The sequence below is a fragment of the Erythrobacter sanguineus genome, assembly GCF_900143235.1.
GTDB lineage: Bacteria > Pseudomonadota > Alphaproteobacteria > Sphingomonadales > Sphingomonadaceae > Erythrobacter > Erythrobacter sanguineus.
Genome location: NZ_FRDF01000013.1, coordinates 1 through 14,401 on the forward strand (window position 1 = coordinate 1; position 14,401 = coordinate 14,401).

The window sequence follows — 14,401 nt, forward strand, 5'->3', positions numbered from 1 at the left end:
TGCTTCCATGAACTCCTTGGACCAGGTGTAATACAAGCTCTGGGCGATGCCTTCCTTCCGGCACAGCTCGGCGATGCTGTCCTCGCCGCGTAGGCCATCGAGCACGATGCGGATCTTGTCCTCAGCCGAGAAATGGCGACGGGTTGCACGCCGGATGTCCTTCACCACCCGCTCGGCAGGGGCCTTCTTGGGGGGCGATTTCTTCAAGGAGGGTTGGGTCTTCATCTTCGTTCCTTCGTCACTACGACGAAGCCCCAACCCTCCTTAAATCACAACCTCAAATCTGTGCCATTGGTGCTGACGGGGGACAATGCCGCGCGACTTCGAACCGGCCATTGATGCTGTGATCGCAGCAGTGAACGCTGGCGAGCTTGACGGGCATTTGGCGCAGATGGGTCTGGCACGGCCACTGCGCAAAGCGGCAAAGTGATGTGTGGGTCGTGTTACCCGAAAACGGCGATATCGCGGATGTTCGGTGTTGTTGCGTATCATGATCCAATTTCAAGGCAGTGCTAGAACCGACTGCGTATTAACCGCGCGGCATGTTTTTAAACGTGTTCGATTAAGGTCGGAGATCAGCGAGTGACAATACGAACCTTGTTATTCAACATGTTGATCGCCGCAGCCGTACTGTCTGCTGCTGCAGCTTCGTTGGCCTTGCTGCTGAAGAGTCAGTTGGAGATAGCAGAAGAGGCGGGTGCGCGCAGTTTGCACGGGCAAGCACTGGCGACCGAGTTGATTGACTCGAGCGAGAGGCTGACTGGGTTTGCACGAAATTTCGCGGCCACTGGTAATGAGCGATATCGCAGATACTACAAGCAAACACTCGATATGCGAAACGGCCTGTATGCTCCGCCCAATGAAAGCCTGTCCGTTTATTGGCAACTGGTGCTGGCAGGCCAGCGCCCTGAGCCGACAGCGACAAATGATCAGGATCAGTCGCTTGAAAAGAGAATGATTGCATCAGGCCTGTCTCTGGAAGAGTTTGCGCTGTTAAAAGATGCCCAGGGACGCTCTGATACGCTGGCCAAGCTTGAAGAAATGGCGATGAATGATCTGATGGGGCGCTCTATCTCAAGCGCGGCCGCTGAATCGTCGCTTGCTGGACGGGCTGCTGCGATTGCGTTATTATACAGCCCCGAATATTACGATGCCAAGGCTTCGATCATGGAGCCTGTTGCGCTCTTCATCCAATCTTTGAATGCGCGCCTCTCAGGAGAGCTCGACATAGCAAATGATCGAGCTGCCAAATTGTCGGTGGCATTGATCCTGACCTGTATTTTGCTTTTCGTTCTGATGGGAGCGTTAGCCTTCGAAATGCGCCGCCGCTTGGCTCTGCGGGGGGGGAACTTGCTGCGGGCAGTCGAGCGCATTTCGGCAGGTGAGTTGGGGGCTCGTGCGAGGGATACTGGCAGCGATGAAGTGGCATTGCTCGCCAATGCCTTTGACGAGATGGCGGAACGGTTGGAGCAATCTCTCAACGAAGCGCACCAGAAGGCGCGTGAGCTGGATGAGCAGCGGGCTCACAGCGAAAAGCTGCTTCATAACATATTGCCCGTTTTGATAGCAGATCGCCTCAAGGAGGGCGAGGCCAACATTGCTGAAACATTTCCAGAAGTTACGGTCCTGTTTGCTGATATTGTAGGGTTTACAAAGCTTAGCGCTTCTATGCACCCGCAGAAACTTGTCGATATACTCAATAATGTTTTTGGCAGGTTTGATGAGATGCTGGCTGAATTTGGCCTCGAGAAAATCAAGACCATTGGTGATTGTTACATGGTCGTGGGCGGTGTTCCCGAGCGTAGTCCGATTCATTGCCAGCAAGTCGCTCGCTTTGCCTTGGCGGCCTTGAAAACCTTGGATGATTATAATCGGGAATCTGGGCAAACACTTCAGATGCGAATGGGAATTCATACGGGTACAGTGGTGGCTGGCATCGTGGGCAAGCAGAAATACAGCTATGATCTGTGGGGTGATGTCGTGAACATTGCCAGTAGGCTAGAAAGCACGAGTTTGCCTGGTCGTATCCATGTGGCAAGCGCTGTGCGCGCCCGCTTGCTCGACGATTTTGAGTTAGAAGAGCGCGGTCAAGTCGAGATCCGCGGGCTGGGACCAACGCAAACAAGTTTTCTTATTCAAGAAAAGGCCGAATGGGCGCCCGCTTCGCTGGATGATCGTCGGAGCGGCGTAAAGTGATGTGTGGGTCGTGTTGCCCGACAGCGGTGATATCATGGATGTGGCGTGTTGTCGGGTAACCCGACACGTTGATGCTATGGCATTGAGGTGACGGGATTTTGCGATGTCGCGTCAACCCCACCAAGTCCCTGTAATTAAGGCATTTTACAGAAAATTACTATACAACAAACTATACAACTATGCATCTAAAGTATTGATAATACGCAATGATGGGGTCACGTGTTCGAGTCGCGTAAGCGCGCCACCTTTTTTCCGCATTTTCCCTCGGAAAATCATAGGTTCTCTGTGGACCGTCTTTGGGCTTGCAAGGGCGAGGCACTGCGGTCTTGGCGACCAATCGCCGTTTACGCACAGCGTGTTGCACAAGAGACCGGGGCGCTGCTGTTTCCAGTCGTCGGGCGCGGCCGTGTTTGTCTGAAAGGGGCTCGTACGGCTTGCTCCCGCCTTCAGCTTAGCACGTCACGCCGACCTGATCGGCAAGCATGGCTGCTCCGGTAATCCCGGCATTGTCGCCGTAAACCGGAGCCGCGATCTGGTGACGCGCCCCGCCCGGGAGGTAGCCTGCGCCCAGTTCCACCATGCGCGCGGCAACCCGTGCCAGCAGTTCCGACGTCTTGGCCACGCCCCCGCCGATCACCACCCGCTCGACTGCAAGCGTGGCGAACAGCATGTGGCAAGCCTGGGCGATGTAATCGGCAATGATCGCGTGGCCCGGGTGATCGGCGGGCAATTCCGACAGCGATGCACCCCAGCGCGCCTTGATCGCAGGGCCGCTGGCAAGGCCTTCGAGGCAGTCGCCGTGATGCGGACAGATGCCGGGAAAATCGCGGTCTTGCGGATGGCGGCGCGGAAAGATGTGGCCCATTTCGGGGTGGGCGATGCCGTGGACGGGCTGGCCATCAAGAACCAGTCCACCGCCGATGCCGGTGCCGATGGTAAGATAGGCGAGACTGCGGCAACCCTCGGCCTGGACTGCGGCATATTCTGCCAGCGCAGCGGCATTGACGTCGGTATCAAGACCCACCGGAACGCCAAACCGGGTGCGGAAGAAACCGGCGATGTCGCAATCGGCCCAGCCCGGTTTGGGCGTGTTGGTGATGAAGCCCCAGCGGGGCGAGCCCGGGTCGAGTTCAAGCGGGCCGAAACTGCCGATGCCGATCGCCGTCAGCGTGCCTTGCGCGGCGAACCAGTCTGCCGCCTCGGCCAGCGTGGTGCCCGGATCACGGGTCGGGATCTGCGTGCGCGCGGTGATGCGGCCGGGCGCGGGGCCAACCGCCAGCACGAACTTGGTGCCGCCCGCCTCGACCGCGCCAAGCATCAGGCCGCGGAACCGCTGGTCAATGCGGTGATGCCGGCCCGATCACCGTCAAGCGCCAGACGGAGCAAGGGCGCCGGGACTCCCCCGAATTGCCCGTCAGGCAGCATGTCGACGAAGCTGCAGACCGTCAGTGAAGCATCGACATACCAGCTATAGGTCTGAAACGGGCGATCAGGCGGATTGGCCAGCACCAGTCCGCTGCCGTTGAGCGGGCGCCAAGGCCCCTGCATCGATTCCGCCACCATCCCGTAAAGTCCCCCCGGTGCATCGGGCAGACCGGGCGCGAAGGTCGCGGTCTGCGTCGACCAGAAGGCGTAGTAATGGTTCGCGTGGAACACCAGATGGGCACGCTCCAGCTCGTTGTTGACGCCTTCGGCATGGAGGCAAGGCGCCGTCAGAACCCACCCCGAAGCCGCCTTGCGCGCCAGCCCGAAGGCACCATTATAGGCGCTGTCCGATCCTGCCAGCGACGCGGTGAAGGCGAGATATTCGCCCCCGTCTGCAGGATCGCGGAAATAGGCCGGATCGCGGAATGCCTTGATCTTGCCGGCCTCGCCTTCGTGCGCATCGGCAGGCATGTAGTGAGGGCCGTAGCCCGCGATCAGCCGTGTCGGTGCCGTCCAGTCGTGCGGCAGGCCGTCCGCGCCGATCCGCCCCGTCGCTGCCCATAACTCCTGCTGGTAGCCGCCCGCCTTCGCACTGGTTCCCGCAGCTGTGAAGAACAGCGTCAACACGCCATTATCGAGCAGTGCGGAGCCCGCCCATTCGCGCTCGTAGGGCACGGAGAAATCGGGCAGGACCGGGCCAAGATCGCCCCATGCCTCGCCCCTCCGCTCAAGCAGGTGGATCTTCGCCTCGAAATGCCTGAGCGACGGATCGCCGCGGTCGGGCGCGGTCAGCGCCATCCATAGCGCGCGGCCGGCAACCGTCACGCGCCCGCCAGTGGCATCCTGCACCGGCCACATGTCCCAATAAAGCCGCCCGCACTCAAGCCCCGAACGATCGGGCATGATGACCGGCGGAATCCGCACCGCAGCCTGCCGCGCGATCCGATGCACGTGGTCCGCGATCCAGGCGGTGGTCATGTCAGCACTCTATCCCAAGTCAGCATTGGAAAAAAAGGGGCTGGCCGCCGGGGGGTATAAGCGGCCAGCCCTTGCGCTTCGCAGTGGCTCTAGAAATCGAACCGTACCGAAGCGAGCACCGTGCGGCCAGCAATCGAGCGCGCGCGCACGATCTGGTTGGCCGGTATCGCGCCTTCTTCCGCCTCGGTAAAGCCGATGGCGTTGAACAGGTTGGTGGCGTTCAGCCCGATTTCCACCCGGTCGATTGGTCGAAACGCCACGAAGGCATTAACCTGTGCAAAGGCGGGCAGCTCCAGCTGGTTCACATCCTGCGTGAAGCTGTCGGTGGTACCAACCACATTGGCGCCCAGCGTGAACATGTCCGCATCATATTGCGCGGTCGCCTGATAGACGAGATCAGCCTGGCGGCGCGGGCGATTGCCGATCACGCTGGCATCGAGCGCGTCCACAATCTCCGCATCGGTCCATGTCGCACCTGCCGAGAGGGTGAACGGGCCGGTGCGATAGGCACCTTCCAGCTCGATCCCGAAAGCTTCGAATTCGGTATCGAACAGCACCACCGGCGCGATGTCGACATTCGTCTCGGCGGTTTCAGCGTAGAAGCCCGTGGCATAGAGCCCGAGCCCGCCAGACTGGTACTTCAGCCCCGCTTCGAGCTGGTTGACCCTTGCGATCACGCCCGAATCGCCGCCCGGCAGGCCGCCGTCCACGGCGCTGACCGCGGGTGAGAACAGGCTGCGGTCAGCGGTGTGACGGCCGCCCTGGCTGTAGCGTGCAAACACCCCGAGATCGTCGGTCACGAGATAGTTCGCACCGAGCGAGAAGCTGAAATAATCGAATTCGTAATTGACCGGGCGGGCATTGCCCAGCGGCAGCACCGAAGTCTGCCCTTCAGCCGGACTGATCGCACCATCATTGTCGAAATCGAAGCTGCCCAGCCCGACCCCGAAACCGCTGTCAGCACCGGTGATCGTGCCGCTGGCATCGCCGTAGTCATAGCGGATGCTGGCATCGATCGTCAGCCGGTCGAGTTCGACCGAAAGCGAGGCGAAGGGCGCATAGGTGCTGTAGGCGACATCATAACTGCGGCGGCAGCAATTGCCGAAGAAGCTTGCCCCGAAGCCGACCGTGCCGTTCTGGGTGACGAGATCGCCGTTCGCATCGCGGATGTCGACCAGCACGGCGTTGCCATCACCTTCCACGGTCTGGACATGCGAGGTCCACAGCCAGTCGGTGTTCACGTCCTGACGCGACATGTAGAAACCGGTGGTGAAATTCGCCGTGCCACCGCCGAAGTCGAATTCCTTGTTGATGCGGAAATCATTGGTGACATTGTCGAGGCTGTTGAGCCGCACGTTGAACACCACCACATTGGCGAGCAATCCGTTGCCGCCGATATTGGCGGCATTGGCAAGACCACCCGCGTTCGGCCCGGTGGCGAATTCGATGGTCGATCCGGCCCCGCCGATGCCGTTGGCAATATCCTGCGCCGCGCCCGCCCCGGCCGGAAACGGCGACTGGAACCCGCCCGAATTGTCCGCAAAGCGGAACCGGTTGGTCAGCGTCCACCCGCCGCCAACGTCGATCTCGCTTTCGATCCCGAAGGCGAGGCTTTGCACCGACAATCCGTCGCGGAAGTCAAACCGCGCCGGGTTGTTGTTCCCGTCCAGCGTGACCGCCGGGGTCAGGAACGGGCTGTAAAGCGAATCCGTGCGCGGGTCGAAACCGGGGATCGCATTGTAATCGGGGTTGCCGTTGGCGCCGCCAACAGCCACCGGCTGCGGCAGGATCGTTGGCGTCGTGTCGTTGAGATACTTGGCGTGAAACCGCACATAGCCGCCATCGAATTCCTTGGTGATGTTGGCCTTGATCTGGCCGCCATCATAGCCGTTATAGCCGATGTCGCGCGGGCCTTCGCCGGTGCGATAGAAGCCGCCGACGTGGAAATAGAGATCTTCGGCCAGCGGTGCGCCGTAATCGAAATCGAGCCGGTAGCTTTCGAAATCGAGCCCGATGCTGCTCTGGATCGCGCCACCTTCACGCTCGCCGGTCTTGGAAATGAAGTTGATCACCGCGCCCGGCGCGTTCGAGGCGAAGGTCGAGGCCGATCCGCCACGAACCGCTTCGACGCGGGCCACGCTGCGGTCGGCGCGCAGGAAGTTGTCGGCATTGCCAAAGATAATGTCGCCGAATTCGAGGATCGGCAGGCCATCTTCCTGCAACTGGATATAACGCGCCCCGCCGGTCGAGACCGGAATGCCGCGCACCGCGATGTTGGCGTTGCCTTCACCGCCCGATGCTTCCGAACGGATGCCGGGGATCTGGCGGATCAGGTCGGCAGCAGAAGGCGCAGCGAGATTGGCGATCGTATTGGCGCCAATGGTGCTGACCGAAACCGAGCTTTCAATCCGGTTCTGCCCCCGCGCAACCGCGGTGACGATGATTTCATTGTCTTCAGTCTCAACCGTTTCGGCGTCGCTCCGGGATTGCGCGACAACTGGACTGGCAAGGCCGCAGACGGCCACCCCGGCGCAAAGCGCGTGACGAATATTCATGGTGATTCTCCTCTCGGGTTCGCGCTTCTCTGGCGACGACACTGCAAGGCATAATGTTAATGCAAACGATTGCAACAGGAAAAATGCAATCGTTTGCAAATGACCCGGAAACATGTCACGTCTACGCCACAGCACTGGCTTGATCAGGGCACGGGACAGGATCGAAAATGAGGCAACAGGTGACGGAAAAGCCACGGCTTTCGCTGCTGCGAATCATCGAGATGAACATCGGTTTTTTCGGCCTTCAGTTCAGTTTCGGGCTGCAGCAGGCCAATATGGGGCCGATCTACGGCTTTCTTGGCGCGGATGAGGCGACCATGCCGCTGTTGTGGCTGGCGGGGCCGATGACGGGCCTCATCATCCAGCCGATTGTCGGCGCGATGAGCGATCGCACCAACACCCGGCTGGGCCGCCGCACGCCCTATTTCCTGATCGGCGCGGTGATCTGCACATTGAGCCTGTTCGCCATGCCCTATTCCAGCACGCTGTGGATGGCGGCGAGCCTGCTGTGGATCCTCGATGCGGGCAACAACATCACGATGGAGCCATACCGCGCCTATGTCGCTGATCGGCTTACCCCGGGCCAGCGTTCGACCGGGTTCCTGACCCAGAGCGCCTTTACCGGCCTTGCCCAGACGCTGTCCTATCTCGCGCCCAGCCTGCTGACGGCATTTGTGGCGCGCGACGTGCTGGATGCCAATGGCATTCCGGTGATCGTGCGGATGGCCTTCATTATCGGGGCGATCCTGTCGATATCCACCATTGTCTGGTCGGTCTGGCGCGTGCCCGAACTGCCACTCTCGCCGGCTGAACAGGCCGATCTTGAGGCCCGCCCGCTCACCGCGCGCGCGACCTTTGCCGAAATCGGCCTCGCTATCCGCGAAATGCCGCGTCCGATGCGCCAGCTTGCCGCGGCGATGCTGTGCCAGTGGTATGCGATGTTCGCTTACTGGCAATATATCACCTTTGCGGTGGGCCGTTCGCTTTACAACACCAGCGATCCCGCCAGCACCGCCTTCCGCGAAGCGACCCTGACCACCCAGCAGGCGGGCGCATTGTACAATTTCATCGCCTTTCTGGGCGCGCTGGCGCTGATCCCGGTCGTGCGGCGGTTTGGCGCGCGTCATGTCCACGCGGTGTGTCTTGCAGCATCGGGCGCGGCAATGCTGCTGATCCCCGGCGCATCAACGCCGCTCGCGCTGTTCGTGCTGATGCTTGGCATCGGGATTGGCTGGGCGGGCATGATGGGCAATACCTATGTGATGCTTGCCGATTGCATTCCGCCCGAACGCAACGGCATCTATATGGGCATCTTCAACCTGTTCATCGTGATCCCGATGCTGATCCAGACCCTCACCATGCCGCTGATCTATCGCCCCCTGCTGGGCGGCGATCCGCGCAATGTGCTGATGCTGGGCGGCGTCTTGATGATGGCCGGTGCGCTGGCTACGCTGCTGGTCGACGCGGGCCACCGGCAACTGCGCGAACAGGGGTTGGTAACAGGCTAGAATGGCGAAAGGGGACGAGCGGACAGCGCGTGGGACAGTGCGCACCATCACCGATCTGGCGCGGATCGCGGGAGTTTCGCCCGGCACGGTGTCGCGCGCGCTTGCCGGCAAAAGCCTCGTCAACACCAAGACCCGCGAGAAAATCGAGGCAATCGCCCGCGAGCACGGTTTCCGTCCCAACCAGATGGCGAGCGGATTGCGCCGCCAGAAGACCGGTGTGATCGGCGTCGTCATTCCGATGGGGCACGATTCCCGCCAGCAGATTTCTGACGGTTTCTTCATGACCCTGCTCGGCTTCCTCGCCGACGAACTCACGCAGGAAGGCTATGATCTGATGCTGCGCCGGGTGGTGCCCGGCGACGATGCCGACTGGCTCGACCGTTTCATCGGATCGGGGATGATCGACGGGGTGATCGTGATTGGCCAGTCCGACCAGTTCGCCCTGATCGAGGACGTCGCCGACGGCTATCTGCCGATGGTGGTGTGGGGCAATCACAAGGAAGGCCAGCGGCACTGCGTGGTCGGCACTGATAACCGCCTCGGCGGGCGGATGGCGGTGGAACGGCTGATCGCGGCGGGCGCGCGCCGCCTTGCCTTTCTGGGCGATACCGGGCCGATGGAATTCGCCGCCCGCTTCGCCGGAGCCTGCGATGCCGCAGCAAGGCTCGGGGTCGAAATCATCGCTCTGCCCACGCACCTCTCGCCCGACCGCGCGAGCGAGGAGATCGCCGGCCATCTCGCCGCGACCCAAGGCCAGGTCGACGGGATCTTCGCGGCCACCGACACGCTCGCGGCGCTGTGCCTTACCGCGCTGCGTGAACGCGACCTTGCGGTGCCTGAGACGGTGCGGCTGGTCGGGTTTGATGACCTGCCGATCGCGCGCCAGACCGCGCCGCCGCTCACCACCATCCGGCAGGACATCGCCGCAGGCGCGCGCGGGATGGTGCACCTGCTGCTGCGGCGCCTGGCGGGCGAGGAGACCGAGAGCCTGGTGCTGCCCCCGCAACTGGTGATCCGCCAATCGGCATAGAGCACTGTCGAGCCGGGCGGGATCACCCGGTCACCCGGAAAGCATGGTCATTCAAGAACCTGAAGCGCTTGCCGTCCCCATCTGCGGAAGGGGGCAAAGGGCATCTCCCCTGCGGCCCCATGGTCGCCGCGATAGCGGCACCTTTCGATTGCTCTGACCTGCCCGCCCCGCGCGTGAATGGCTGCACGCGCTGCCGGTTCGCAGTCCCGCTGTGACGGTGATCAAAAGCCCGATGCCGGGATCGCGATCGTTGCCACCCCGTCACCGGCCTCCACCGGCGGACCCGTGATGCCGTAAAGCGTGTAACCATCGATCGGCGAATGGAGCCGCTCCACCTCCTTGCCGGTGTAATCGCGGATGATGCCGATAAGTTCGCCCTGTGCGACTGCGCGGGGGGCCGGGTTCTGCGGATGATAGATCCCGGTGTGCGTGGCCGCGACGGCAATGGTGCCTTCGAACAGGCGCAGGCTTGGCGGCACATCGCGCATGGGCCCATCGGCCATGCCAAGGACAACCAGCGCATTCTCGACACCGGCGGCGATGGCCGCGACATGCGCTTCCTCGCGGCTGCCGTTCTGGCCGATCTCGACAAGGATGGTGGGCTTGCCCGCGGCCACGCCCTGCCGGTTGAGCGAGCGCCCGCGGTCGATCTGTTCCTGTGTTTCCATCGAATAGCGCACGATGTTGGGAAAGCCGAAACCCTGCGCAACCTTTAACGCCAGCGGGAAGTCGGTGGCCAGCGGCCCGCCATAGACGCCCACGAATGCATCGAGGAATTCAGCCCCGTCGCCGCTGTGCACATCCATCAGGAAGGTGCTGCGCGCCACCACCTCGCGGGCGATGAGGTCAGCCATGCGTTCGGTCTGGGTGCCTTGGGGGTCGCCGGGGAACACCCGGTTGAGGTTCTTCCGGTCAACCGGATTGACGTTGGGCGATCGCCCTTCGAAGCCGGGAATATTGGCGATGCGCACCAGCACCAGCGTTCCGGCAAGCTGCGACGGATCGACCCGTTCGGCCAACCGTTCGGCAGCGAGGATTGATGCGAATTCGAAGCCGTGCACCCCGGCGACCACCGCCAGCACCGGGCCGGGCTTTGCGCCGTGGATCACCGTGACCGGGATGAAGGTCGCGCCGTCGCTGCCTTCGGGCACCGGGATGCGGAAATCCGCCCGGCTGTCCGGCGCGATGCTTGTCCCGGCCATGCCAAAAGGCGCAGGCGCAGGCGCAGGCTGCGCCGACGCAGAAATCGGAACAATGGCAAGCAACAGGGCGGCAAGCAGAAGGCGAAATGTCATCATTGCGCAGGAGTATAGCCCGGCAATTGCGATAAAACAGCCGGATCATAGGGCGGGTCGCGGAACAGCATCGGGTAATAGAAGGCGCGCAATTCGCCGTGGTAGGCGCGCACTGCGTCCTCATAGGCGATCATGGCAGCGGTATCGGTTGCCGCCAACCGTTCGAACCCGCGCTCGACCAGCGCCGTGGGGGACAGGAAAGCGGCGATCCCGGCGGCCCGGTCACGCGCGATCCGGCCTTCGCGATAGGCCTTGGCCACCGGCGCGGCCTGCCCGTCGCCGACCTGCTGGAACGCGAAGTACCATTTCCATTCGAACGGCCTGGTGACCTCGCCCAGCGGCTCCCATTCGGGGTGGGCGGCAAGGAACGGGCGCATCGTCGCTTCCTTGGGCAGGTCCCATGCGCCGTTCACAGCCTCGCGCTGGAGCATCAGGATCTCCGCACCATCGGGCACAGGCGTGGACGCTTCGATCGCTGCCCGCGCGACCGCCGGCACCAGCAAGGCCAGCGCAAGCCAGATGCCGACCAGCGCGGTCAGCAGCACCGGCGGGCTGGCCTGCGCACGGCCGACCAGTTCAATGATCAGCCACCACAGCGCAAGCGCGCCCAGCACCAGCGCGCTGGCCGCAAGCACCTTTGCCATCCCCGCGCCCTCGATCGCCGCACCGGCCCAGAACGGCAGCAGCAGCGCGGTCGCCAGGCCGGCAAAACGCAGGCCCGCGCGCGGCAGCCACAGGCGCGAAGGCTTGCCCGCGGTCGCCACCAGCAGATCATGCCGTCCTGCCACACGCTCCTGCCCGCGCAGATCATGCAGCAGCAGGATCAGCAGCAACGGGGCCACGGCAGCGGCCAGAAAGGCAAAGTCGAACCGCCCGATCAGGCCGAAATCGGCGTTCTTTGTGTCGGCCTCGTGGATCTGCCCTTCCAGCGCGAGCATCCGCACGCGGTGCAGCCAGGGCGCCGTGTCACGTTGGCCAAGGGCGGCAAAGGAAAACTCCGATGGCGGGGCATAGGTGAGGTGAAAGGCGGCATAGGCCGCGCCCCCCCAGTCCGATTGACCAGCCAGCGCGTTGGCGCGGTCCCTGGCATCCTCAACCAGCAGCTCGGCGATGGTCGCGCGCTGATCGCGCACTTCGGCAATGCCGAAACCGGTTGCCGCCACCGACAGCAGCAAGGCGAGCATGATCCACAGGAGCGCCCCCCGATCGCGCAGCAGAAACCGCGCCTCGCGCAGCACCGCGCTCATGGCCGCAGCCTGCGCGCGCCAACCGCGATCACGCCGCCCAGCGCCGCCAGCCAGATCAGCATCAACGCCAGCGGCAGGCCCGCGCGGGCGACCCGCTGGGTGGCAGGATCGGGGACGAAACGGAAGGTCTCGAGCAGCCGCCACGCATCGGCATTGACGCGGGTGCGCGCCTCCGCCTCGGGATCGGCACTGCGCGCTGCATCATCGGCATAGGTCAACGCCTTGGCGTGGAGATCATTGAGGCCCTGCACGAAATCGAACCGCAGCGCCTCGCTTTCGCGCAGGAAACGGTGATGGGTCGCAAGGTCAGTCCCCGCCAGGGTGCGCGACGACGCGCCTACCGCCAGCGTCGGCGACACAAGGCCGAACAGCGTGACGATCCGCGATTGCTGCGCTTCCTTCTGCATCCGGGCTTCGGCGTAACCATTCATCAGATCGGTCAGCTTCGCCTCGGAATAGCCCGCCACCACCCCGCGCCAGTTGATCGGCAGTTCCTCGATGCTGGCGGCTTCATATTGTTCGAGCACCTGCTTCTGCAGCGCATCGAACGCCGGATCGGCAGCATTATGCCCATCCCCAAGGGCGCGCTGCTGCGCCAGCATCACAAGGTCGCTTTCGATCTTGCCCGGCGCATCGACCGCCGCGCTGCCCGCATTGATGGCGAGCCGCGGCACGATCAGCGCGATCAGCAGCCAGGCAAACACCAGCAGGCCGAGCGCCACGCTGCGCTGGCGCACCAGCAGCGACACCGCCAGCACCAGCGCCACCCAAACGCCAAGGTAAAGCGCGTAGCCCGCGACCAGGATTGCTGCCGCCAATGGTGCTTCTCCGGCCGCAACCGAAAAGCCCGCAAGCCCCGCGACCGGCAACAGGAACAGCGCCGCCACCCCTGCCAGCGCCAGCGCCTTGCCGCCCGCGATGGCCAGCCCGGATTGTCCCTGCGCCAGCATCACCGCCAATGTGCCGCTTTCGCGTTCACGTAGCACCATGCCGTGGCCGATGATAATCAGCAGCAGCGGCAGCAACAATTGATAGAGATTGGCCGGGTTCAGCGCAGCAAACCCGCCGAGGTCAGCGCCCGAACGGGTGTCGGCGAACATCGCGGTGTTCTGACGGTGGCCTTCGAGGAAGATCGACTGCCCCGTCACGGCATCCACCCCCGGATCGAAGGCGGCCAGCGGCGGGGGCGAGCGGAAGGCGTAGTGGCCATAATGCACCATGCGGTGCGGGTGCCGGTCGGGCTGGGCAAAGAAGGTCGCCTCGGCGCTCGCCTGCCGTGCAGTGCGCTTTGCCGCCTCATCACCGACGCGCGCAGCGGTGATCGCACTGGTCACAGCGAGCAGCACGGCCACGATCAGCGCCGCCACCAGCACCACCCGCGAACGGGCCCATAGCCGCCATTCCTCGCGCGCGATCAGCAGGACGGTGTTCACGCAGCCTCACGCTCGGCAAAGGCGGCGTGGACGGTCTCGGTATCGATCCGTTGGCCTTCTGCCGCCTCGAAACTGCCCACCAACCGGCCCCCGCGCAGAAGGCCCACGCGGTCGGCAACCTGACAGGCGCCATAGACATCATGTGTCACCATCAGCACCGTGCGACCGGCAGCGGCCAACGCCTTCACCATGTCGTGAAATTCATCAATCGCGACAGGATCAAGGCCCGACGTCGGCTCGTCCAGCAGCAGGATCGGCGTATCGCGCAGCAGCGCCAGCGCAATCGCGGTCTTCTGCCGCATCCCCTTGGAAAATGCCTGCATTCTCCGGGTCCGCGCCGCATGCGGGAGGGCAACCTGATCCAGCGCCGCGTCAATCGCCGCGCGCGTCACCTTGCGCCCCGCCAGATCAAGGAAATAGCTAAGGTTTTCATAGGCATCGAGATGGCCGTAAAGCGACGCCGCCTCGGGCAGATAGGCGATCTGCGCCCGCGCCGCCTCGATATCGGCCGCCACCTCGCGCCCGCCGACCAGCACCTTGCCGCCCGAAGGCTGGAGAAAGCCGAGGAAGGTCAGCAAAGTCGTCGATTTCCCCGCCCCGTTGCCGCCAAGCAGGGCATAGACCTCGCCCGGCGCGGCCGTGAAGGACACCTGATTGAGGACAACATTGCCATCACGCACCAACGAGAGCGAGCGGGCTTCGAGTGATGGGGTCATGGGCAAGGTCCCGTATCG

Annotated in this window: 11 protein-coding genes; 3 read left to right on the plus strand and 8 right to left on the minus strand. The window is 63.2% G+C overall.

Annotation, left to right across the window (positions count from 1 at the left end; translation table 11 throughout):
- The coding region (locus BUA05_RS11060) for a transposase (RefSeq protein WP_143150305.1) at window positions 1-225 on the minus strand (225 nt) is incomplete at its 3' end.
- A 384-nt stretch (window positions 226-609) separates the two neighbouring features.
- Between BUA05_RS11060 and BUA05_RS11070 the strand changes: the two genes are divergently transcribed.
- Complete coding sequence (locus BUA05_RS11070; RefSeq protein WP_072675083.1) at window positions 610-2,196, plus strand: adenylate/guanylate cyclase domain-containing protein; 1,587 nt, start codon at window positions 610-612, stop codon at window positions 2,194-2,196.
- Window positions 2,197-2,647: 451 nt separating this feature from the next.
- Here the strand turns inward: BUA05_RS11070 and BUA05_RS11075 are convergent, their stop codons facing one another.
- The 3 genes from BUA05_RS11075 to BUA05_RS11085 form a co-directional block, all read right to left on the minus strand.
- Window positions 2,648-3,514, minus strand: coding sequence for an ROK family protein (locus BUA05_RS11075; protein WP_072675084.1), 867 nt, complete (start codon window positions 3,512-3,514; stop codon window positions 2,648-2,650).
- The gene (locus tag BUA05_RS11080; RefSeq protein ID WP_072675085.1) at window positions 3,514-4,599 is read right to left on the minus strand and encodes a glycoside hydrolase family 68 protein; all 1,086 of its coding nucleotides are present in this window, start codon (window positions 4,597-4,599) and stop codon (window positions 3,514-3,516) included. The genes BUA05_RS11075 and BUA05_RS11080 overlap by 1 nt, the downstream gene beginning before the upstream one ends.
- 89 nt (window positions 4,600-4,688) lie before the next feature.
- Window positions 4,689-7,154 (minus strand): TonB-dependent receptor domain-containing protein, encoded by a 2,466-nt coding sequence (locus tag BUA05_RS11085; RefSeq protein ID WP_072675086.1) that lies wholly within the window; start codon window positions 7,152-7,154, stop codon window positions 4,689-4,691.
- A 167-nt stretch (window positions 7,155-7,321) separates the two neighbouring features.
- On the opposite strand from BUA05_RS11085, the gene BUA05_RS11090 reads away from it, so the two are divergent.
- Both BUA05_RS11090 and BUA05_RS11095 read left to right on the plus strand, forming a co-directional pair.
- On the plus strand, window positions 7,322-8,662 hold the full coding sequence (locus BUA05_RS11090) for an MFS transporter (RefSeq protein WP_072675087.1): 1,341 nt from the start codon (window positions 7,322-7,324) through the stop codon (window positions 8,660-8,662).
- A gap of 1 nt (window position 8,663) precedes the next feature.
- Window positions 8,664-9,692 carry a LacI family DNA-binding transcriptional regulator gene (locus BUA05_RS11095; RefSeq protein WP_072675088.1) on the plus strand — a complete coding sequence of 343 codons (1,029 nt, stop codon included), beginning with the start codon at window positions 8,664-8,666 and terminating at the stop codon, window positions 9,690-9,692.
- Window positions 9,693-9,913: 221 nt separating this feature from the next.
- Here BUA05_RS11095 and BUA05_RS11100 read toward each other — a convergent pair whose 3' ends face one another.
- Genes BUA05_RS11100 through BUA05_RS11115 form a run of 4 tightly spaced genes read right to left on the minus strand, consistent with a single transcriptional unit; the run spans window position 9,914 to window position 14,383 of the window.
- Window positions 9,914-10,987, minus strand: a complete 1,074-nt coding sequence (locus BUA05_RS11100) for a M14 family metallopeptidase (protein WP_178139178.1) — start codon at window positions 10,985-10,987, stop codon at window positions 9,914-9,916.
- Window positions 10,987-12,234, minus strand: coding sequence for a DUF3526 domain-containing protein (locus BUA05_RS11105; RefSeq protein ID WP_072675090.1), 1,248 nt, complete (start codon window positions 12,232-12,234; stop codon window positions 10,987-10,989). The genes BUA05_RS11100 and BUA05_RS11105 overlap by 1 nt, the downstream gene beginning before the upstream one ends.
- The gene (locus tag BUA05_RS11110) at window positions 12,231-13,667 is read right to left on the minus strand and encodes a DUF3526 domain-containing protein (protein WP_072675091.1); all 1,437 of its coding nucleotides are present in this window, start codon (window positions 13,665-13,667) and stop codon (window positions 12,231-12,233) included. The genes BUA05_RS11105 and BUA05_RS11110 overlap by 4 nt, the downstream gene beginning before the upstream one ends.
- On the minus strand, window positions 13,664-14,383 hold the full coding sequence (locus tag BUA05_RS11115; RefSeq protein WP_072675092.1) for an ABC transporter ATP-binding protein: 720 nt from the start codon (window positions 14,381-14,383) through the stop codon (window positions 13,664-13,666). The genes BUA05_RS11110 and BUA05_RS11115 overlap by 4 nt, the downstream gene beginning before the upstream one ends.
- Window positions 14,384-14,401: the final 18 nt, after the last annotated feature.